Origin of the sequence: Pseudoalteromonas sp. PAR1, assembly GCF_947311895.1 — a bacterium.
GTDB lineage: Bacteria > Pseudomonadota > Gammaproteobacteria > Enterobacterales > Alteromonadaceae > Pseudoalteromonas > Pseudoalteromonas lipolytica_C.
On the sequence record NZ_CAMZMY010000016.1, the window covers coordinates 34,470 to 54,957 of the forward strand.

At 39.4% G+C, this 20,488-nt stretch carries 20 protein-coding genes; 11 read left to right on the forward strand and 9 right to left on the reverse strand.

What is annotated here, in order from left to right; genetic code table 11:
* The first annotated feature begins 90 nt into the window (after positions 1 to 90).
* Both QL229_RS13830 and QL229_RS13835 read left to right on the forward strand, forming a co-directional pair.
* Positions 91 to 720: a TetR/AcrR family transcriptional regulator gene (locus QL229_RS13830; RefSeq protein ID WP_138556567.1), complete on the forward strand. Its 630-nt coding sequence runs from the start codon at positions 91 to 93 to the stop codon at positions 718 to 720.
* Between the two features lie 372 nt (positions 721 to 1,092).
* A complete protein-coding gene (locus tag QL229_RS13835; RefSeq protein WP_138556566.1) occupies positions 1,093 to 2,712 on the forward strand; it encodes a diacylglycerol kinase family protein in 1,620 nt (539 codons plus the stop codon).
* Positions 2,713 to 2,715: 3 nt separating this feature from the next.
* On the opposite strand, the gene QL229_RS13840 is transcribed toward QL229_RS13835, so the two are convergent.
* Together QL229_RS13840 and QL229_RS13845 are read right to left on the reverse strand one after the other, a co-directional pair.
* On the reverse strand, positions 2,716 to 2,982 hold the full coding sequence (locus QL229_RS13840) for a VF530 family protein (RefSeq protein ID WP_138556565.1): 267 nt from the start codon (positions 2,980 to 2,982) through the stop codon (positions 2,716 to 2,718).
* A 57-nt stretch (positions 2,983 to 3,039) separates the two neighbouring features.
* Positions 3,040 to 3,339: a DUF1496 domain-containing protein gene (locus tag QL229_RS13845; RefSeq protein WP_105180289.1), complete on the reverse strand. Its 300-nt coding sequence runs from the start codon at positions 3,337 to 3,339 to the stop codon at positions 3,040 to 3,042.
* Between the two features lie 95 nt (positions 3,340 to 3,434).
* Between QL229_RS13845 and QL229_RS13850 the strand changes: the two genes are divergently transcribed.
* Positions 3,435 to 3,665: a TIGR02647 family protein gene (locus QL229_RS13850; protein WP_105180290.1), complete on the forward strand. Its 231-nt coding sequence runs from the start codon at positions 3,435 to 3,437 to the stop codon at positions 3,663 to 3,665.
* A gap of 57 nt (positions 3,666 to 3,722) precedes the next feature.
* On the opposite strand, the gene maiA is transcribed toward QL229_RS13850, so the two are convergent.
* Together maiA and hmgA are read right to left on the reverse strand one after the other, a co-directional pair.
* Positions 3,723 to 4,352, reverse strand: a complete 630-nt coding sequence (maiA, locus tag QL229_RS13855; RefSeq protein WP_138556563.1) for a maleylacetoacetate isomerase — start codon at positions 4,350 to 4,352, stop codon at positions 3,723 to 3,725.
* Entirely contained in the window at positions 4,352 to 5,656 is a 1,305-nt protein-coding gene (gene hmgA / locus QL229_RS13860) for a homogentisate 1,2-dioxygenase (RefSeq protein WP_138556562.1), read from the reverse strand. Before hmgA ends, maiA begins: the two co-directional genes overlap by 1 nt.
* Before the next feature lie 103 nt (positions 5,657 to 5,759).
* On the opposite strand from hmgA, the gene QL229_RS13865 reads away from it, so the two are divergent.
* The 5 genes from QL229_RS13865 (at position 5,760) to QL229_RS13885 (ending at position 10,685) form a co-directional block, all read left to right on the forward strand.
* On the forward strand, positions 5,760 to 6,215 hold the full coding sequence (locus QL229_RS13865; RefSeq protein ID WP_281547084.1) for a MarR family winged helix-turn-helix transcriptional regulator: 456 nt from the start codon (positions 5,760 to 5,762) through the stop codon (positions 6,213 to 6,215).
* A gap of 96 nt (positions 6,216 to 6,311) precedes the next feature.
* Positions 6,312 to 7,124, forward strand: coding sequence for a hypothetical protein (locus tag QL229_RS13870; protein WP_281547085.1), 813 nt, complete (start codon positions 6,312 to 6,314; stop codon positions 7,122 to 7,124).
* Positions 7,124 to 8,164 carry an extracellular solute-binding protein gene (locus tag QL229_RS13875; protein WP_135926578.1) on the forward strand — a complete coding sequence of 347 codons (1,041 nt, stop codon included), beginning with the start codon at positions 7,124 to 7,126 and terminating at the stop codon, positions 8,162 to 8,164. Before QL229_RS13870 ends, QL229_RS13875 begins: the two co-directional genes overlap by 1 nt.
* A complete protein-coding gene (locus tag QL229_RS13880; protein ID WP_138556559.1) occupies positions 8,164 to 9,663 on the forward strand; it encodes an iron ABC transporter permease in 1,500 nt (499 codons plus the stop codon). The genes QL229_RS13875 and QL229_RS13880 overlap by 1 nt, the downstream gene beginning before the upstream one ends.
* 11 nt (positions 9,664 to 9,674) lie before the next feature.
* Entirely contained in the window at positions 9,675 to 10,685 is a 1,011-nt protein-coding gene (locus QL229_RS13885) for an ABC transporter ATP-binding protein (RefSeq protein ID WP_138556558.1), read from the forward strand.
* A gap of 312 nt (positions 10,686 to 10,997) precedes the next feature.
* Here QL229_RS13885 and QL229_RS13890 read toward each other — a convergent pair whose 3' ends face one another.
* The gene (locus QL229_RS13890; RefSeq protein WP_281547086.1) at positions 10,998 to 14,114 is read right to left on the reverse strand and encodes a TonB-dependent receptor; all 3,117 of its coding nucleotides are present in this window, start codon (positions 14,112 to 14,114) and stop codon (positions 10,998 to 11,000) included.
* Between the two features lie 34 nt (positions 14,115 to 14,148).
* Positions 14,149 to 15,012, reverse strand: coding sequence for a S1/P1 nuclease (locus QL229_RS13895; protein WP_138556556.1), 864 nt, complete (start codon positions 15,010 to 15,012; stop codon positions 14,149 to 14,151).
* 219 nt (positions 15,013 to 15,231) lie between these two features.
* On the opposite strand from QL229_RS13895, the gene QL229_RS13900 reads away from it, so the two are divergent.
* Both QL229_RS13900 and QL229_RS13905 read left to right on the forward strand, forming a co-directional pair.
* Positions 15,232 to 16,137 carry a hypothetical protein gene (locus QL229_RS13900; protein ID WP_138556555.1) on the forward strand — a complete coding sequence of 302 codons (906 nt, stop codon included), beginning with the start codon at positions 15,232 to 15,234 and terminating at the stop codon, positions 16,135 to 16,137.
* Between the two features lie 106 nt (positions 16,138 to 16,243).
* The gene (locus QL229_RS13905; RefSeq protein ID WP_249930178.1) at positions 16,244 to 17,071 is read left to right on the forward strand and encodes a hypothetical protein; all 828 of its coding nucleotides are present in this window, start codon (positions 16,244 to 16,246) and stop codon (positions 17,069 to 17,071) included.
* Positions 17,072 to 17,118: 47 nt separating this feature from the next.
* Here QL229_RS13905 and ushA read toward each other — a convergent pair whose 3' ends face one another.
* Both ushA and QL229_RS13915 read right to left on the reverse strand, forming a co-directional pair.
* Complete coding sequence (gene ushA / locus QL229_RS13910; protein WP_281547087.1) at positions 17,119 to 18,723, reverse strand: bifunctional UDP-sugar hydrolase/5'-nucleotidase UshA; 1,605 nt, start codon at positions 18,721 to 18,723, stop codon at positions 17,119 to 17,121.
* A 74-nt stretch (positions 18,724 to 18,797) separates the two neighbouring features.
* Positions 18,798 to 18,995: a hypothetical protein gene (locus QL229_RS13915; RefSeq protein ID WP_135926585.1), complete on the reverse strand. Its 198-nt coding sequence runs from the start codon at positions 18,993 to 18,995 to the stop codon at positions 18,798 to 18,800.
* A gap of 246 nt (positions 18,996 to 19,241) precedes the next feature.
* Here QL229_RS13915 and QL229_RS13920 point away from each other — a divergent pair, with 246 nt between their 5' ends.
* Positions 19,242 to 19,979, forward strand: coding sequence for a peptidylprolyl isomerase (locus tag QL229_RS13920; protein WP_138556553.1), 738 nt, complete (start codon positions 19,242 to 19,244; stop codon positions 19,977 to 19,979).
* A gap of 50 nt (positions 19,980 to 20,029) precedes the next feature.
* On the opposite strand, the gene QL229_RS13925 is transcribed toward QL229_RS13920, so the two are convergent.
* Positions 20,030 to 20,443 carry an MAPEG family protein gene (locus QL229_RS13925; RefSeq protein ID WP_138556552.1) on the reverse strand — a complete coding sequence of 138 codons (414 nt, stop codon included), beginning with the start codon at positions 20,441 to 20,443 and terminating at the stop codon, positions 20,030 to 20,032.
* Between the last annotated feature and the right edge of the window lie 45 nt (positions 20,444 to 20,488).

A 20,488-nucleotide genomic window follows, 5' to 3' on the forward strand; every position in this document is an offset into this window, starting at 1 on the left:
TCTTAGTTGTTTTGACTCTCCTGTGATATTAAGATCCTGTAAACCTTGTTTAAGTAAAAGTTAACCATTTCAAAAGAGCTTGGAGAAACCATGACGCAAAAAACGAAAAGACACAATGACCCTGCGCTTGCTGAGGCAAGACGTAATCAAGTGCTTTGTGCTGCAGCGGATTGTTTTCGACGTAAGGGCTATCATGGCGCGGGAATGGCTGAAATTTCTAAAACAGCAGGCATGAGTGCAGGCCATATCTATAATTATTTCGCTAGTAAAGAAGCGATTATAGAATCGATTGTTGAGCGTGATATGGAAGAAATGTTCTCAATCTTTAAAGAGTTTGCAGATAAGCCGGGCGATCGTGTCACCGTGTTGCTAGATGGACTCGATAGAGGTGTTGAGCGCCATACCGATTTAAATCAAGGTGCGCTTGATTTAGAAATGCTCGCAGAAGCTGCGCGCAATGAAAAAATAGCTAACTTACTGCGTGAGTCAGATAGCCACGCCCGTGATTCTATGCGCGAATTGTTAGTTGGTGAAAGAGGGCCGTTACAAGGTACCGCACTTGAAGAAGTGAATGCCCGTATTGAAGTGATGTTTTCTGTGATGGGGGGGCTCTTGTTGCGTAAGATGCTTAATCCTTCATTAAACATTAGTGAGCTTTTAAAAGCACTTCGTCCAGCGATGAAAACGCTTCTATTACCATTTGATAAGGGAATAGATTAAGCTCTGCAAGGTAATTTATTCCGTTACTCCTGTTCAGTTAAAGTGATTCTGTGAAGTTTTTTATTACGCATTCACTTTCATCACACTGATAGCAATCCGCGTTAATATTTAATCATTTTTGCCAATTAGTTGTGTTTGCAAGTTCAACATATAGCACTTTAAATAGAAGTCTGTTTTCTCAAGCTCAGAAAATCAAGTTAAGTACAAAAATGTGTAAGTTATTCATAGCATAATGAAAAAATGTCCTAAACTTATCGATAGGAAATAAAGGTAAGAGCTTATTTTTTCATCTAAAGTGCCTGTTTAGGGCTTATCTGCTGTGTGGAAAGAAACTTGCATTAATGTATATGATTAAAATAACAAGGAGTGATTATGTGGGCAGCATTTAGCTATCTTGCGCTGGCAATTATTTTTATAATCGTGGCTATTCGAGTTGAGCTCGTATATTTTGCGCTATTTTTTTATTGGGCTGCATTGTCGCTACTACTAGTCAGTGGCGCTTATTTTTTTAACATTGCGCGAATTTTCAGAAAGCGTGAAAACGGTGTAATACCAATTTACATTCGTTGGGCGTTTATTCCCTTTTTACTAGGGGCTCAAATATACAATGCTTGGTCTCGTAAGCATGATAAAGTGCCTCCCTTACAACAAATAAATGAACATCTGTTTTTAGCTTGCAGGCTCTTTCCATCAGATATTGACACCATGAAAGAGTTAGGGATTACAGCAATCTTAGATGTTACCTGTGAGTTTGATGGCCTTGAATGGTCATCGACCCAAGAAAATATTCGCTATTTGAATATCCCCGTTTTAGACCACAGTGTGCCAACTCGTGCGCAATTACATCAAGCAATTAACTGGATCCACCATCAAGTAAAGGCTGATAGACGTGTTGTTGTGCATTGCGCATTAGGTCGCGGTCGTTCAGTGTTTGTTATGGCTGCATACTTACTAAGCCAAGATAAAGATGCAGATGTTCATACTGTTTTGGAGCAAATCAAAGAAACTCGAGAAACTGCTAATTTAAACAAGCGCCAACTTCGTCACTTAATAAAACGTCATCGTCGAGGCGATTTACTAATTAAAAACAAAGCTGTCTTAATTGCTAATCCAGTCTCTGGTACAAAGCTGTGGCAAGAAAAGAAAAAGCAGATAACCGCAAGGTTAAGTGAATATTATGATTTAACTGTACACACTACAACAGAAGAAGTGGACGGTATTCAATTAGCTAAAGAGGCTATAGAAACAAATCCCGATGTTGTTATCGCATGTGGTGGTGACGGTACAGTGACAGAAGTAGCCAGTGTATTAGTCAATACCGACTGTAAGTTAGGCATTATTCCTTTAGGCACTGCTAATGCATTAGCTCATGTATTAATGGGGATCCAATCTAAGTTAATCCCAGTCGAACAAGCTTGTGAACTTATTATTGAGGGACAGGCAAGTCGGATCGATACCGCTTTGTGTAATGGCGAGCGAATGCTGTTATTAGCAGGAATTGGGTTTGAGCAGAAAATGATTGAAAAGGCGCATCGAGATGCTAAAAATGAGTCCGGCCAACTAGCTTATTTACAAGGATTTTGGCAGGCACTAAGCGAACATGAAGCGCAAGATTATACAGTTACATTAGACGACAATGAACCTCAGTCTATAAATACCAATAGTTTAATCATTGCAAATGCAGCGCCGTTTACTACATTGTTGGCTCAATCAGCAGGTCAGCCAGATCATAATGATGGTTTACTTGATGTTAATTGGTTAACGCCTAACTCAGAGGCTAAAGCCAGTACGTTAAGTATTGCTGAATTAGTATTTTCAAGCATAACGCAAACAAGCTTTGCCATTAATAGCCATCATACAAATGCTAAACGAGTTTCTGTAAGTGCAGAAAAAGACATTAGTTATGTGATTGATGGTGAGGTTAAAACAGCAGAAAAGCTGGTGGTAGAGGTATCACCGAAGTCACTTTCGGTGATAATGGCCGAAACCTAACAGTTATTTTTTAATACTTTTCCATTCAAAAGGTGCGTCATCTTCGGCCTTTTGAGAGGAGAAAGTATCAATGTATAGTTGTTCAACTTTTTCACGGGCCCAAGGTGTTTTACGTAAAAATTTTAAGCTTGATTTAACACTTGGGTCATTTTGAAAACAGCGCACATCAACATGCTCAGCTAGGCCTTCCCAGCCAAGTTTTTCTTCAAGTTGGGTTACGATGTCGACAAGTTTGATACCGTGCAAAGGGTTATTTGGTTGATTGTCCATGCTTAATCTTTGGTTATTTCTAAACTGTGTAATAGTAACGTATCTAGCGTCTTTAAGCTAATTGACGTTTATACTCTTGTCTCGTTTTGGATAGACAATATCGCCGTTTTTATCCAGTCTTAACCACGCTAAGTCGCTGTTTGAAAAATTTGGCTGTTTGGCTGCACAAATTAACGTTATATCGCCAACAGCAATATAAGCGCCTTCGGTATAACGCTTATTTTCATACCAACACACTTTGTGGTTGTTAAGTGCTTCTTGGCCATCTAGCACAACTAATGCTTTATCTTTTGCTAAAACGAACTGTGAAAACAATAAAATAAACAAGGTAGTTAAGATTAAAATCTTTCTAAACAAAATACACCTCTCATTGTGCAGTTTTTTGTATCTACACTAAGCTTATGACTGTATTCTATAAAAGCACAATGACGTGATAATAAAAAGGTGAACACATGCAATTTAATAAAAATATGATTGACGAATTAACCCTGCTTGCTAAGTTTCCCCGCGACTCACAAATGCAAGGCATTAAAATCCACTCTGATGCAGAAGAAACAGTAAAAAATGCTGCAAAACGTCTTTATGACAAAGGCATTACTGATAGCCCTGATGGCGGCTATTTAACGGATTTAGGGCTAGATTTGATCAATCACGTGAGTGTTATTAATTCCGCACTGAGATAAAAATTAGATAATAAAAAGGCCCAAAATGATTGGGCCTTTAGTTTTAATAACAACGAATTAGATTGCGTCAGGTTGGTTCTGAGGAGCCGCATCAATAAAGGCATCTAGCTTATTACAATGCTCATAAACTGCGGAGATTTTTGGGTACTTACTCATATCAACGTTAAAGCGTAAGGCATTAAATACTTGCGGCACTAAACAGACATCAGCAAGTGTTGGTTTGTCGCCAACGCAAAAAGTGTTCGCTTCATCAAGTAACTTTTCGATACTCTCAAAGCCAACTTCTACCCAATGCTTATACCAAGCCGTTTTTGCATCTTCATCAACACCAAGATCATTAGCTAAGTACTTTAATACTCGCAAATTATCGATAGGGTGTATATCGCACGCTACGGCATAACATAAATTGCGGATCTGGGCTTTTTGCCATGCGTCACCTGTTAAAAGCGGTGTTTCTGGGTGTGTTTCTTCAAGCCACTCTAAAATAGCCAGCGATTGTGCAAGCACACCTTGATCTGTTTCTAGTGCCGGTAATAACCCTTGTGGGTTTTTTGCTAGGTACTGGTCGCTTTGCTGCTCTGATTTTAATAAATTAACGGTGACCAACTCGTGATCAATGTTCTTTAAATTAAGAGCAATGCGAACTCTGTAAGCGGCTGATGAACGAAAATAGCTATAAAGTTTCATTATGCGTCCTGTTTACCTGTGAAATGTTTTTTAATAGTGCGCCAACAGTCAGTGTAATTAGGCTGACGCTCTTTACCTTCAAGGGCATATTTAGTTGGTGAAATAACGTAACGCGATTCGAACATAAATGCCAAGGTGTTTTCGTAGCGTTGTGGTTTAAGTTCGGCATTTGATGCTTTTTCAAATACATCTGCTTCTGGACCATGTGGCGACATACAATTATGTAAACTTGAACCCCCAGGTATAAAGCCATGCTCTTTGGCATCGTATACACCTTCAATAAGTCCCATGAATTCACTCATAATATTACGGTGGTAATAAGGCGGACGGAATGTGTTTTCAGCCACCATCCAACGAGGAGGGAAGATAGCAAAGTCGATATTTGCGACACCTTCTGTACCCGATGGTGACGTTAGTACGGTGAAGATTGAAGGATCTGGGTGATCATAACTCACGGTATTCATAACATTGAATCGAGCAAGGTCATACTTGTATGGTGCACTATTACCTGTCCATGCAACGACATCTAATGGAGAATGGCCAATATCGCAGCGGAACATATTGCCATTAAACTTTGCAACTAGTTCAAAGTCACCTTCTACATCTTCATAAGCCGCAACAGGGTAGTGGAAGTCACGGTCATTGGCATAGCCATTAGCTCCTACAGGGCCGCGCTCTGGTAAAATATAGGCATGGCCATAGTTTTCACAAATATAGCCGCGGGCTGTGTCCGTTAATAAATCAACAGCAAATTTAATCCCACGAGGAATTACGGCAATTTCACCAGCTCGGACTGTTAGTTTTCCACACTCAGTACGGAGTAATAACTCACCTTGTTGTGGTACGAACAGCATTTCACCATCAGCATTATAAAAGTAACGTTGTTGCATTGATTTATTGGCTACATAGATATGAATACCTATACCTGTTTGTGCATTAGCGCTGCCATTAGCTGCCATGGTAATCAAACCATCAATAAAATCTGTTGGCTGCTCAGGAATTTCAATTGGATCCCAACGTAGCATTGTCGGCGGCGTTGGGACTTCTGTAATAGGAGCGGTACGAATAAGGCCATTGTCTATAGGTGTATAATCACCTTGTACTACTGACGGGCGAATACGATAAAACCAAGTACGGCGGTTATCAGCACGCGGCGCTGTAAATGCTGTTGTACTGAACTGTTCAGCATATAAATCGTATTTTACTTTTTGAGGGCTGAATTGACCGATAGGTAATGCACCGGGTAATGCTTCGGTTTCGAATTCATTACCAAAGCCTGTCATATATTGTAATTCGTTATTCATCACTAGACTCCTGAAAGGTTTTAGGTAAGATACTCTCATGTGAGACTAAATTCAAACTGCACTGAATTTACTTGTGTAAATAATTTTTGACAGTAGTGAAGCAATGACAACAAACAAACACCCAACGCTCGATTTACAGCAGTTCTTACCTTACTCATTAACCAATATTGCAATGCAGATGAGTGAGCAATTTAGTGAGCTATATCAAAAGCAGTTTGATTTAACCGTGCCACAATGGCGAGTAATCGCGAACCTGGCTCAATATGGTGAATGCACTGCTAAACAGTTGTGTGATATGGCACAAATGGATAAGTCAACGGTGTCCCGTGCAGTAAAGTCATTATTAACAAGAAACCTTATCGCAGCAAAAGCGAACCCAACTGATAAACGCGCAAACTTGTTATCGTTATCAGAGGCAGGAGTAGGTTTGCATAAACAAATTGTTCCGTTAGCAAACGAATGGCAAGCAAGTTTAGTGAGTGAGTTAGATAGCCAAGAAATTAAACAATTTATGAACACTCTTAGTAAGCTTTCCAGTTACTTAAATAAAAATGTGTAAATCTGTAATCAATGCATCATAGCAATTGATTTAGGGAATCGATACGTATATGATAATGGCTATCATTTACAATTAGCAATTTGGATGTCTCCTGTTATGAAATTAGCGTTAAACACCGTGAAGAAACTAGGTTTAAGCCTAGTATTAGCATCTACTTTTATTGCCCAACCTGTATTGGCAAATGGCCCAATTGGTGAGCACGTTAATCATCTAAAAGAAAATTTAAAAGATTACTCTGATGACGTTGAATGGATGATCAACAAAGTCGATATCATGGTGAGTGATTACGAAAGCAAAGGTGCTAAAGCTGTAAAAAGTGATGACCTAATCGAATACTGGGAATCAGTAAAGTTCCATAGTGCAATTGAAACAAACTATGTACCGGTTTATGCATCAATTTGGCAAAGTATTTATGGCATCAAAATGGCTATTGATGATAAAAAACCTGCAGCTGAGGTTCGCACTCATCAAAAGGCGTTGAATGCCGCCTTGTGGCAAGGTTTAGGAGCTGTTAGACTTGCCGCGGATTTCCAGCAAAAAGGCTTGTTAAAAGCTGTAAAAGCGACTGCTTCAGAAGAAACGACGCAAAGTGCTACCATCGATGAAATCAAACACAAATTAGACCGTGTTGTTGCAAAGTACGCAGAGCGTTTAAGTGACGAAGCAACACAAATCGTACATGATACTTACTTGCATTTATTCGAGGGTGTTGAAGGTACACTTATCGAAAAAGATGCGAAGTTAGTCGAAGTGCTCGAAAAAGATTTTAATGTAACCCTGCCAAAAGCGATTTCTGATAAAGGGTCTGTTGACCAAGTACGTGCAGTGGTTGTTGATATGCAAGAAAAGCTAGATCGCGCTAAGGTGTTATTAGAAGAAGCCGAAAAAGCTCGTAAGGATGTATTTTAGTGAAGCGTAGAACCTTTATTCAAGGACTTGCTGCGTTCGGGGTAGTAGGCGCAATGCCACTACCTCTTTCTCGTGCCTTCGCAGCCAGTGCTGCAAGCCCCGTTTCTGTAAAAGACTTACCCGCCCTTGAGGGTGACTTAACATTATATTTAGGCCGCGGCGAAGGCGGCTTGTACGAAAACGTACTGCAGTCGATCGAAAAGAATAATCCAAAATTGAATTTATCAATTCGTAGAGGCCCAACGGCTGCGCTTGGCAATATGATTGTCGCTGAAGCGAAAGCAGGAGTTAAACGTGCTGATTTATTTTGGGCTGTTGACTCAGGTGCGATTGGTTTAATTACCGACGCGGGTTTGGCTAAACCATTACCAAGTGATTTAGCAGCACAGTTACAGCCACAATTCCGTTACCCTGGTTGGGCACCGGTTACCGGGCGTATTCGAACTCTACCTTATAACACCAAGCGTCTGAGCAAAGATGATATCCCCGACAGTATCATGGCGATTGCTGACAGCGATTTATCAATAGGTTGGGCACCTGCTTACGCATCTTTTCAATCATTCGTAACGGCTATGCGTATTCTTGAAGGTGAAGATAAAACCGCTAAGTGGCTTAAAAAGGTTCAAAAACGTTCGAAAACCTATGCTGGTGAGCTTGGTGTAGTAATGGCAGTTGAACGTGGTGAAGTCGATATTGGCTTTGCAAACCACTATTACACATTACGACTTAAGTCAGGTAAACCAGATGCTAATCTTGATCTTGCTTTTACCAATCAAGATGCCGGTTGTTTAGTTAATGCATCAGGTGTTTTATCGTTAACAGATAACCCTAATGCGATGAATTTTATGCGTTACTTACTAAGTTCAGAAGTACAAAGTTACTTAGCCCGTGAAGCCTATGAAATTCCACTGATCCAAGGCATTGAACAACCAGCTGGGTTACCAGCATTAACGGATGTATCACCGCCGAAAATTGACTTAACTCAATTGGCAGATTTAAGGCCAACACTCGACCTTATGCGCAGTAGCGGTGTTTTATAATGCGCATACCTGCTTCTTATCCCATGGCGCTGCTTGCAGCGCTTTTGGCGTTAGTGCCAGTTTATATTCTGATCACTTTAGCAAGTGATGCGACTGCTGTATTTGATAGTCATAACTTAAAAATTCTTGGTAACACCTTATCACTTATGGTGTTAACGGTAATAGGCTCTGTTTTAATTGGTGTACCTCTGGCGTTTATTAGTGCCTATGTTCAACTTCCTTTTAAAAAGCTGTGGCTTGTTCTGTTTGCTGCTCCTCTGGCAATCCCAAGTTATATTGGTGCGTTTACCTTGTATGCTGCATTTGGCCCCGGTGGTGAGATAAATCAGTTGCTCGGCTTCGAAACGCCGCCTATGTATGGGCTAACAGGCGCTGCCATTGTAATGACCCTATACACGTTTCCTTTTGTAATGCTAACAACTCGATCATCTTTACTTAGCTTAGATGCCAGCATGGTTAATGCTGCACGTACTTTAGGTATGTCGATGACAATGAGTGTATTTAAAGTTATTTTACCTCGGGTTATCAATGGTATAGCGGCAGGCTCTTTACTGGTTGCGCTTTATACCTTATCAGACTTTGGTACACCGGCGATGATGCGCTTAGATACGTTCACTCGGGTTATTTATGTAGAATACAACGCCTTTGGTTTAAGTCGTGCGGCAATGTTATCGCTACAACTGATGGTTATCGTCGGATTTTTATTGTTTATCGAGTCACAAATTAAAACAGCTTCAGAACGCCATGGACGTTCATTGATGTTATTTCCATCCAATGGTCAAAAAGTTGCGATGTTACTGACATTTTTACCAGTATTGCTACTTGCGATTTGTTTACCTTTGGCAATTTTTTCACTTTGGCTTGCCCGTGATGGAGTTGCAGATTTTGACTTCAGTATTGCTTGGCATTCAGCCTATGCATCGGGTATTGCTGCTATCGTTGCTGTTGTTGTTGCTGTACCTGTTGCTCATGCAGCGTTGAGTGGAAAAGCAGGGCGTATTATGGAGCGTGTAACTTATTTTGGATTTGGTATTCCGGGTATTGTGATGGGAACGGCATTGGTATATGGCGGTCTACAGTTGCCACTCTTTTATCAAACCTTAGCTCTATTAGTAATTGCTTATGTGCTGCGCTTTTTGCCGCTTGCAGTTGGCTCTGTAAGAACCAGTACTGAGCATCTAGATTCAAGTTTAATAAAGTCGGCACGAGTACTGGGTGCCAGCCCTCGTGAAGCATTTATACGAATTACTTTACCCCTAACTATGCGCGGTATTATCGCAGGTGCTGCTTTGGTATTTTTAGAATCAATGCGTGAACTTGAAGCAACACTTTTACTTGGCCCAACGGGTTTTGAAACCCTTTCAACATATTTGTGGCGTGTTTATGAAGCCGGTTACTTTGGCCGTGCTGCTATTCCTGGTTTATTGTTGGTAGTGATATCAGCATGCGGCTTGGCTATAATGCTCTCTGGTGAAAAGCGCAGTCAATTAGAACATTAAGGATCAGTTTAATGCTATCAGTTAGTAAGCTGTCTATCGATTATGGTAGCAATCGTGTGGTAAGTGAACTTAACTTATCACTTGGGGAAAGTGAGATCCTCATGCTAGTTGGTCCAACTGGCTGTGGTAAAAGTACAATTTTACAAGCGTTAGCTGGGCTTATTCCTATTAGCGAAGGCGAAATAAATTTAGGTTCATGGCGAGCTACGCCAAAACTACAAGTTCCCCCGGAAAAACGTAAAGTAGGAATGGTGTTTCAAGATTTTGCCCTTTTTCCACATTTAACTGTTGAACAGAATATTTGCTTTAGACTTAACGATACTTCTAAAGCCGATCATTGGATAAAGCTACTAGGTCTTGAAGCATTTCGAAATAAAAAGCCGGCAACCTTATCTGGTGGTCAAAAGCAGCGTGTCGCACTCGCTCGAACTCTTGCTCATGAACCAGACTTTGTTTTACTTGATGAGCCATTATCTAACCTAGATGCAGCTCTAAAAGATACTCTTCGATGGGATATTAGAAATGCTTTAAAGGCGGCAGGTGTTCCCGCTATTTGGGTGACCCATGACCAAGAGGAAGCCTTATCTGTCGGTGACCGTGTAGGGGTGCTTAAAGAGGGGATAATTCAGCAAATTGATACTCCTGAGCGTTGCTTTAGCTTGCCAAGTAATCGTTTTGTGGCACGCTTTTTAGGTGAGGCAAGTTTCATTGCCGGTAATTGTGTAGGTGATACAGCCACAACAGATATAGGCAATGCACCAGCAATCAAAATTGATCATGATGCAGCAAAGGTTGATGTATTGTTGCGCCCTGATGATGTGCATCTAATTAATAATGCTAATACAAATAACGGTGAAGTGACCTGGGTACGTTATGAGGGGGGCAGCCGATTATGCGCTGTTAAACTGGCATGCGATACTGTGGTGACAAGCCGTGTGAGCCATGAGGTGATAGTGCGCCCGGGTGATGCTGTGCATGTTTCAATCAATACAACCCATCCACTTGCGGTTTACGCAGCTTAAATAAAACTTTGTGTGCAGGTCAAATTGGCCTGCATTTTCATATCAGGGTAGGTCGGGCTTTAGTCCGTGATCATTCAAGTTTAAAGATTTGTCGCCATAAATGACGACTTACATAACAACGCTGGATCGCGTTAAACATCAGCCCTCAGCCATCAAACGCGATATAAAATCGCTGCTACTAGCAACTTGCTAATTTTACTCTTGTCCCTTGCTAACTTTCCCCTAGTAACCTGTAACTCCTCACTTTCTTCCAAACGTAAAAAGCCCGCCAGTAGGGGCGGGCTTTTGCTTTATAACAAGGTTAACTCGTTATTAGAATGTGTAACGTACACCTACACGCATTTCCCAAACTGATGCGTTGCTTTGTGTTGCAGTTTTACCATTGTTAGGGCTAAAGTTTGAGTAAACGTAACGACCTTGGTCATCGATTGATGTTTTAATCATACGGTTACCAACGAAGTTACCTTTCTTAAGTACACCCCAGTCATCGTTTAACATGTTAGTTAAGTTATCGATAACGAAGAATACTTCACCTTTGTGACCAGGCATGAAACCAGGTAACTCTTGAGTCATCTTGAAGTTAACTTTCGTGAACCAATCAGCGTTTTGGCTGTTACGGCCAACGATTTCACCGCGCTCAAGGCCTTGAGCAGAAATCCACTCGTTAAACTCATTAATTTCATCAGCAGTCATATCATAAACAACGTTAGGGTCATTTACTTCAGGGATATACATTAGCTGACGGCTACGGTTTGAGTTGCTATCACCCCAAACTTTGTCACTACCGTTATATGTATAGCTGTAAGGTAGACCTTTGTATGTTTCGCTGAATAGGTTGAAACGTGTGCTGTAACCATCAAACAACTCAGTTGTGTAACCTAATGTCATAGTAAAGCGATGTGGGATCTCGTAATCAGATGTGCGTGCACCTGGGTTTGTTGGATCGTATGTCGCCATGTTACCGTAGTTAGAGCTCGCTACAGAGCTTGTCATTGGGTTAACATCTGTTGAATCTGTGTAAGCGTAAGCTAGTTGTACGCTAATACCGTTATCAAAACGCTTGCTCATTGCAGCAGAAATGATATGAGACTCACCACTGTCGCCACTCACATTAGTAAGTAATAAGTCACCGCTACGCCCTTCTATAGACTTAAGAATTGGACGACCATCAAACGTTGTTTCACCAGAATCTTGCAACGCGATGTCTTGGATAATTGCAGCATCTTTACGTTTAGTGAATAAGTAATCTAGTGAGAATACATACTCATCTTCAGTTGTGTATGTTGCACCTACTGAGTATTTCCACTCTGATGGCATTTCAAAGTCTGGGTCAACAGCATTTACTGAAGAGTCACCCGCACCAATTGTTGTATTAGCAACTTGGTCATACATTTCTTGTGGCACTTCGTAACCTGGTGTACCACCATTCACTGTCGGTGTATTGAATAAGTCAACATCTTCACGGTAAGTACCAATGTTTGTAATACCATCGTTAGAGTATGAGTTAGATAACCAAACGTTCGGGTTACCACCAGAGAATAAACCAACACCAGCGCGTACTTCTAATGCATCCGTTGCGTACCATTCAAAACCTACACGTGGTTGAATTAAGTCGATGCCATCGAATGTTGCTTGGTTACTAAAACCATAACGGTTAGTAAAGTTTTCATTGTAGTTAGGTTTGTCGTCACTTGTGTATTTGTCGTAACGAAGACCAAATGTTAATGTTGCGTCTAAATCTGTGAAGCTGTATTCATCTTGCACATAGAAAGTGTGTTGAGCGTATGAGAAGCTTGCAGCCGCATCAGTAGGGTTGTTAGTACCTGCAGCGTTGTTGTAGTAGATAGCTGAAGCTTGGCCTGCTTCAAAATCATCTACAGAATCAAAACGCCACTCACCTTGTGTGTGTTGTACGAATTGGTTAAATACGTCTAGCTTTTCGTACTCATAACCACCAGTAATCGTATGTTGATCAAGGTAATATGTACCAGCAACTTTTACAGTTGTTGTTTCATAGTCTAGGTCGTTTGATTGACGAGAGTCATCTGGACCGATGTAGATAGTACCGCCACCAGCAGCATCAATTTGCATTTCACCAAAGCTGCTCGCTGCATCTAAAGACTGTACTGTTGCATCTAGCTCTGATTTACCAATACGAACTTCAGTAGAGAAGTTGTCTGACCAATCTGAGTAAAGTGAACCGATGATTGATGTAAACTCAGCACCTTGCTTGAAGAAATGGTTTTCTAAAGCTACTGTATCGCTGTATGCATCTGATTGAGATAGCGTGAAAGCATCATTATAGTTATAGATTATGTTTGCACGGTGATCGTCGTTGATGTTCCAGTCTAACTTAACTAAGATTTTTTCATCTTCAACTGGTGCGCTTGATGGCATGCCACCTGCGTCATAACCGTAAACATCTTGAGCAATTTGTTGTACACGAGCAACATCTGCCGCTGAAACACTACCTGTATTTAAACCGCCGTATTCGTACTGTTTAACACCTTCAACTTTCTCATAAGATGTGAATAAGAAAAGGTTATCTTTGATTAGTGGTAAACCAACGTTGAAGCCGTAACGTTTTTCAGTGTAATCACCGTTATCGTAGTCTTCACCTTCGATTTTATCGCCTTTCATTGAATCATTTGTGTAATCGAAGAAAACACCACCGTGTACTTCGTTACCACCAGATTTAGTAACTGCGTTGATGTTACATGATGTGAAACCACCATATTGAACATCAAAAGGCGCTAGTTCAACGGCAACCTGCTCGATTGAATCGAAAGAGAAAGGAGCACCGATTGTTGGGTAACCGTTTGAGCTTAGACCGAAGTTATCGTTCATACGAACGCCGTCTAGCGTTAAGCTGTTGAAACGTGGGTTACCACCACCACAGTTAATTGAACCACGGCTATCATCGATTGTTACACGTGGGTCGATACGAATGATATCTTTTAAGTCACGGTTGATAGCTGGTTGGTTTTCTAAATCTTCAAGTGTGAAAGTCGCAGCAGGACCTGTACCACCAGACATACGGCTGATAGGACGACCTGTAACAACGATTTGTTCGATGTCTGATTGCGGCTCTAACGTAACATTAACAGGGTAGTCAGCACCAACTTGTAGGTTAATATTGTTGAAAGTTTGATCTGCAAATACGTCAGAATCTACAACAACGCGGTAAGGACCACCTACGCGTAGGCCTTTAGCTGTGAAGTAACCCGCATCGTTCGTTTCAGTTTCTTTAGTTGAACCTGAAGGTAAGTGAACGATAGTAATCTTAGTGCCAGCAGCAGGGTTGCCGCTAGGACCTTTGATTTGACCCTTGATAGCAGATGTTGTTTCATTTGCTAACGCTGCACCACTCACACCAACACATGCTGCAATAGCAAGTGATAGAGCTGTTTTGCGGAGTTGGATTTTCATTATGTTATTTCCCGTGTTAGAGGTTATGTTTCATTTATAGTTTGCTGTCAGTTGGCATCTTAAGTGCCTTTACTAACGGTTTTGCTGATTTATCAAATAAACTATTTAATAAACCGGCCAATCTTATCCCGCCTTGCTGTAGGCGAGTTTTAACAATTGGTAAGTTTTTATAGATATAACTATAACTTACGTTTGTTTCATTTTCTTTATAGATTGAATTTGCAATATTATGTGATTCGATTAACCAATCGCTTGGTGAACTGGTAAGGTAGTCCATTATCAACGCTTGATTTGTTGTATTTATAAATTGCGCAAATTCAGTATAGGACAAATTTTCATTTTCAATGAGTTTTGAGTCCCATAGGCTATGTAAATTGGTATCTTGCCCGAAGAATGTGACAGAAATATTGTTGCCGCCACGATCTTCACTGCGACCTGCATGGAATGGTTGGTGACTATCACCAACAAGATGAACTAAAAAGCGTAAAGCAAACTGTTTTTCTGCAAGTGATGCTTTTTGGTTTTGTAAAACTGAAATTGAATATTCCATCCCTTCAAGGATGTCAGACACTGTGTCTTTGTTATGGTGGGCATTTGAGTCGTAATGAGGATCAGCATCACCCTCTTTTAAATTGATGTAATGCCAGCGAGATGACTTTTTTTGCCAAAATTGCTCAGGGGCAGAGCGCATTTCATCGGCCCAAGTGGCAATTTGAGGGAGTGACTCGCCATCAAGTAAAGGAATTAATGCTTGCCTCGTGGTGTCAGTAATATGCTTAGATGCAATTTCACCAACAATACGATGACCATTTTGTCCCCATGCATTAGCCGGAGTACTTAACACCGCTGAAATAACAGGTGTCGATAACAGCAACATCTTTATTGTTTTTTGTAACATTGACTCAGTGTCCAAAAATGAATGTGCCCTGAAGCACGATTACTTGGTGCTAATTCTCCTGAATTTTAAAACAAATAGAAAGGACTCAATAAGATTCATAATTTCTTGTTCATATATGTTTAAAAACAATGAGTTATTTATTTTAGGTAAAATTACCTGTTGTAATAAGTAAGAATAATTGTTCAAATAGAGGCAAGGGTGCGTTGTTGGCTATAAAAATTGAATTTAAGAACAATACTAATAAAAAAATCTTTGATTGTTACATTTTTGTTTCTGTCGTTTGGCTTGTTTTGTTTTGTGGGAATTTTACAAGCAAATAAGCCTATATCTGATATCGATACGTTTATTGAAACTTCTTTTCAATGTGATACTAAATCAGAGGTTAATCTTAATGAACTTGTCGTATATTCATCTGGTAAACGGCTAGCTGAAGATGTCGCGTTTTCATTATGTCAAGACGACACTATCAGTAAGCAATATGGCAAGGTTACCTCTTATTGGGGTTACAAGACATCTGATACAGTTGAGTTTTTGGGTAAAGGATTAGCCGATTTGATCCTCGCAAAAGAAAACTTAATTAACGCTTTTATGGCAGAATCAACTTACAACTATAAAGCCGTTGTTGGTTTTCCTGATTACACCGCCTACTTTATTTCAAGCAAAGAAAAGCCGCGGCTAGATAAAAGTTATTTTCTTGACAAACGAATTGGCCTTTTAGATTACCCTACAAGCCGTTCTGGTCATATTTTGCCAAAACAGTTGTTCAAAAAGTTAGATATAAATTTAGAGAACTTAGACATTACCTATGCTGGCTCTCATTCAGAGCTGAGAGAATTACTAGCAAGCGGTAAAGTTGATCTAATTTCTTCTTATTGGCAAGACATAGACCAGCAACGTTTTTCAATCAATTATATTACTCCCATCAGTGACAACATTAGTGGCAGCCGTTGGTACCTTAAAATGCAAGATGAAAACACAGATCTTCTCTGTGCTGTTCAAAAACGTTTAATTGATTTAGCGCATGACCAAAATTCTCATTATTTCAATCACGTTCAATCATTCTTTAACTGTAAAACGCAACACTCGATGCGAATTAATGCTGAGGTAAACAATGCTACCAATTAGAGTAAAGCTAATTTATGGTTGTTTATTCTTCGTTATTTGTCTGGTCTTATTTGGTAGCTATATTCTTGCAAAAGCGGTTAAGTCAACAGAGAATAATCAATTAAGCTTGGCAAATATAGAGAAGCGAATCGCCTTAGATTTAACCCATTTAAACCTCCCTGATGACTTTTTAAAGCATTCTGGTAGTAAAGAGGCTGTTATTGACTACCTTGCTAAGCTTAATTCGCAGCTCAAAGAAACCCCGATTTTTGTTTATTCCATCGAAGGAATTACAGAGTTTCCAGCAAGAGCAGATCTGATTGAAAAGCAACTTCAAACACCACAAAAAGTTTTTACTATTAGTTTTGTTATTAATAACAATATTTTAAATAAAAATGATATTGCAGTATTTATTTTGGTATGTTTGTTTTCACTTGCGATTAGTTATTTACTCTTCTTAAGCGAACGCACAAAATTACAAGTTGCAAAACAACTTCCCGAACCTGAACCGAATAGTAAAACAAAACCTATTTTGATTGTCGATCTTCAAAATAAAACATTGGCAGCGAATTGTAGCCCTGATAAACCTGTTGCATTAGCCAATAAGCCGTTATGTTTTTATTTGGCTTTGGTTGAGTTTTGTACTGAAAATCCTGATGTAGTGCTCAATCAGAATAAGGATGTTCCTGAAGAGTTACTTACACTCGCTAATAAGTATTTTTACCGGTTAGTTGAATTAGGTCATACAGTTCGGAAAAGACCAAATTTTACCAATAGTTTAGAAAAAACCTTGAGTGAAATCCGCGCTGCGCTTGATGACGTTTGGCAAGATCAACCAGAAGTTAAAGATGTTTATTACCCACCGAAAGCGCATGGTGAAGGTTCACGTTCACGTTTACATCATTATGGATTAAAGAACATAACGTTAGAAGATATTGAAGTGATAGGTAAGTAAAACTAAAAAAGGGAAGTCATTGACTTCCCTTTTTACTTTTAATTTGTTTATTTAGGCGCGAAATCGGCCGCTTTAACAGGACTATTTTGCTCAAAGAAACGTTTTAATGCCTGTGCGTCAGTATCATCTGTACTGACAAAGCCTTCTTTGTTTGTAAGAGTAGGGTAGCCATCACCACCTGAGGCGTTGTAGCTGTTAATACTCATACGATATGTTTTCGTCATATCAAGTGGTTTACCAGCAATTTTAACATCAGATAATGTGTCGTTTTCACGCTTAAAGCTTAATTTATAATATTGCAAGTAAGCACCTGAATCAGGTGGGAAAGAAGTCACAACAGATAGGTAATCAAATAATGCCTTCCCGGTCATATCAATATAGGTGATACGGTTTTTAAAAGGGTGAACTTTTAAAATGTCTTTATAGCTCACATCGCCAGCTTGAATGCTATCACGAATACCACCGCCACTTATTATACCAAAATCAGCACCAACAGATTGCATTTGTGCAGCAATTATTACCCGTGCTAGGTTTACTTGCTCGTAACGAACTTTGTTACGGTCACCCTCTAGCTTTTCATCAACTGCACCAATCTTTCCAGCAATTTGCGCTGCACCTTTTGCTTGATACACAGCAAGTACATCTTGTAAGTTTTTGTTTGGTTCGATGTAATCAGCTGCCAACTTTTTATTGCCGTTTTCATCATTGATATAAAGATTTACCGGAATAAGCGCGTAATTAAGTAGTGTTAGATGACCATTTTCTAATTTGAATTCAGCTTTACCAACATATTTACCCCACTCGTGTGCTTGCATGATCCAAGTACCATTTTGTTGGTCTGGCTTACACTCTTTGCCTGGTATAAAACTATCATCTGCGACGTTGGCCTCTTTCATACAGACCGGTTCTTGTGAATGCCCACCAACAATTATGTCAAGTGTACCCTTTGGTAGGTTACGAGCCATTGTTACATCACCCGGTGCATTAATACCAAAGTTTGCATCAACATAATGGCCCATGTGTGTAACTGCAATAGTGATATCAGGGTTGTATTGTTTATCGATTTCAGGAGCTAGCTTTGCTGTAACTGCTGTTGGGTCTTTAAACTCAAGGTTGCCAATATATTGAGGGTTACCTATTTTAGCTGTATCTGTGGTTGTTAAACCGATTACAGCTATTTTTAGGCCATTCTTCTCAAAGATCTTATATCCTTGATAACGTGTCTCGCCAGTTGCCTTATCTATAATATTGGCAGATAAAAATGGGAAGTTAGACCATTTTTGTTGTTGATCAAGTACTGCCAGTGGGTTATCAAATTCATGATTACCTATAGCCATGGCATCATAACCAATGATAGACATACCTTTAAAATCAGGCTCTGCATGCTGTAAGTCAGACTCAGGAATACCTGTATTGATGTCGCCACCTGAGAGTAATAATACTGCATGACCTTTTGCTTTAGCATCAGCTCTTAATTGATCAATTAAGGTCTTACGAGCTGCCATACCATACTCACCTTGCTCATTGTGCCAAAAGCGACCATGGTTGTCGTTTGTATGGAGTAATGTGAGGTATTGTACTGAATCAGTGTGAGTAGAAGAGCTGCAAGCCGCTAAGGTAAGCAGTAAAAAAGAAGATAAAAAAAAGCGCATAATTGTTTGCCTGTTAAAAGCAGTAGTTAATTAAGCGCTTAGTTTAAACGACTTATATTTAAATTAAATGTCTTTTATAGATTTTTATTGCTATTTTCGGTATTCAATTGTCCAGTTGCAGCGAGTTGCCTACGAATTAACTCTTGTTCTGCATAATGTGATTTTTGATGGTTATTACCAACCATCCAATTTAAGAAGCTCGCTGGTAATTTACTATACGGCTCACCTTGGTGTAAGCCAAAATCGCATATTGCGTTTTCTTCATTCGCCATGGTTTATTCCTGTGTGTTCTTTGTTGTCATGCAAATACTAACAAACTCAGTCTATTTGATAAGACGATTTTGATTTAAGATTTATATTTTTTATAACCATAATGAATACGCGGTGTAAATAAATGTAACTAACTTGTAATTGATATGGCGCGTTTTGTGTAACTATTTTGTTTGCTATTTAAGCGCCTAGCGTTTTTGTTTAGTCTTGCTGCAGTTTTAGAATAAAAATATCAGGAAAGATAAAAAATGAAAAAATATTTAATTGCCTCTGTGCTTTGTGCAGCAAGCTACAGCGCCAACTCAACTATCATTGAAATGCAAACTAACCAAGGCACGATTACAGTTAATCTATTTGATCAACACACCCCAATAACTGTAGAAAACTTTTTAAATTATGTAGAAGAGGGTACTTATAATAGTAGTGTCATTCATCGCTCTGTAGAGAATTTTGTTTTACAAGGCGGAGGATTTAAATTTGATTCTGATTTTAAAGCTATTGAAACAAATGATGCGATAAAAAATGAGCCTAAACTATCTAATGTGAAAGGCACCATTGCGATGGCTAAGCAAGGTGGTAATGCAAATAGTGCAACTAGCCAATGGTTTTTCAATTTAAAAGACAATAGTGCTAATTTAGATCTTCAAAATGGTGGTTTTACTGTGTTCGGCCAAATTACAGCTGAAAGCCAAATGGTGTTAGATAAAATCACTGAACTCACACACTGTGGTGATATTCCTGTTGTTGATTTAAATAACGATCAATGTCCAACAGATACCTCAGGCTTTAATGGTGAGAATTTGGTAACTATTAATAGTGTGGTAATTCTTGACGATGATCCGAACTCTTCTCAATTATTAAAACCAAAAGAAAACACGCTGATCAAACAAGATAAGCCTTCAGGTGATTTAGACAGTGGCTCAGGTGGTAGTATGGCGTGGATGCTGTCTTTACTAGCTTTGTTTGGCTTTTGTCGTCGTAAATAATTCTTTGATAAGGCGCTTAAAAGCGCCTTATTTCTTAGTATTACTGAGTATTAAAAGATTGTTATTAATATCAGTACCCACATAATCAGCATAATAAAGCTACTGATAACAAAGCTATAATATCTAGCCTTTAACGTATTAGAGGTTAAATGTATAAAGCTATGGATTATACGCAAAACGACATAAGCCCAAGCAAAGCCAACAAAAACAGTACCTACAGCATTTAGTTGTAGTGCTGTTAAACACGCAATAAAAAACAGTACAGGCATTTCGAACTGATTTATAAAGTTACGATCTGCAAGACGCACGTGCGAACCTGCCTTTTCTAAATCCATTGTAAGAAAGTCTTTCATTTCTATGGTTTTTTTCTTAGCCGCGCTAAAGCGGCGCTTGCCCATAATGTACATTACTATGAATGTAAGTAATACCTGAGTAAACATCGCTACGATTAGCCACTTTTCCATAACTCATCCTTTTATATTGTAATTATTATGATTATTAGCCTTTTG

Bases quoted from the DNA above. Each gene is read 5' to 3' on its own strand.
- QL229_RS13890 (WP_281547086.1), bottom strand. From the start codon at position 14,114: ATGAAAATCCAACTCCGCAAAACAGCTCTATCACTTGCTATTGCAGCA.
- hmgA (WP_138556562.1), bottom strand. From the start codon at position 5,656: ATGAATAACGAATTACAATATATGACAGGCTTTGGTAATGAATTCGAA.
- maiA (WP_138556563.1), bottom strand. From the start codon at position 4,352: ATGAAACTTTATAGCTATTTTCGTTCATCAGCCGCTTACAGAGTTCGC.
- QL229_RS13830 (WP_138556567.1), top strand. From the start codon at position 91: ATGACGCAAAAAACGAAAAGACACAATGACCCTGCGCTTGCTGAGGCA.
- QL229_RS13850 (WP_105180290.1), top strand. From the start codon at position 3,435: ATGCAATTTAATAAAAATATGATTGACGAATTAACCCTGCTTGCTAAG.
- QL229_RS13835 (WP_138556566.1), top strand. From the start codon at position 1,093: ATGTGGGCAGCATTTAGCTATCTTGCGCTGGCAATTATTTTTATAATC.
- QL229_RS13925 (WP_138556552.1), bottom strand. From the start codon at position 20,443: ATGGAAAAGTGGCTAATCGTAGCGATGTTTACTCAGGTATTACTTACA.
- QL229_RS13880 (WP_138556559.1), top strand. From the start codon at position 8,164: ATGCGCATACCTGCTTCTTATCCCATGGCGCTGCTTGCAGCGCTTTTG.
- ushA (WP_281547087.1), bottom strand. From the start codon at position 18,723: ATGCGCTTTTTTTTATCTTCTTTTTTACTGCTTACCTTAGCGGCTTGC.
- QL229_RS13870 (WP_281547085.1), top strand. From the start codon at position 6,312: ATGAAATTAGCGTTAAACACCGTGAAGAAACTAGGTTTAAGCCTAGTA.
- QL229_RS13895 (WP_138556556.1), bottom strand. From the start codon at position 15,012: ATGTTACAAAAAACAATAAAGATGTTGCTGTTATCGACACCTGTTATT.
- QL229_RS13840 (WP_138556565.1), bottom strand. From the start codon at position 2,982: ATGGACAATCAACCAAATAACCCTTTGCACGGTATCAAACTTGTCGAC.
- QL229_RS13885 (WP_138556558.1), top strand. From the start codon at position 9,675: ATGCTATCAGTTAGTAAGCTGTCTATCGATTATGGTAGCAATCGTGTG.
- QL229_RS13915 (WP_135926585.1), bottom strand. From the start codon at position 18,995: ATGGCGAATGAAGAAAACGCAATATGCGATTTTGGCTTACACCAAGGT.
- QL229_RS13865 (WP_281547084.1), top strand. From the start codon at position 5,760: ATGACAACAAACAAACACCCAACGCTCGATTTACAGCAGTTCTTACCT.
- QL229_RS13920 (WP_138556553.1), top strand. From the start codon at position 19,242: ATGAAAAAATATTTAATTGCCTCTGTGCTTTGTGCAGCAAGCTACAGC.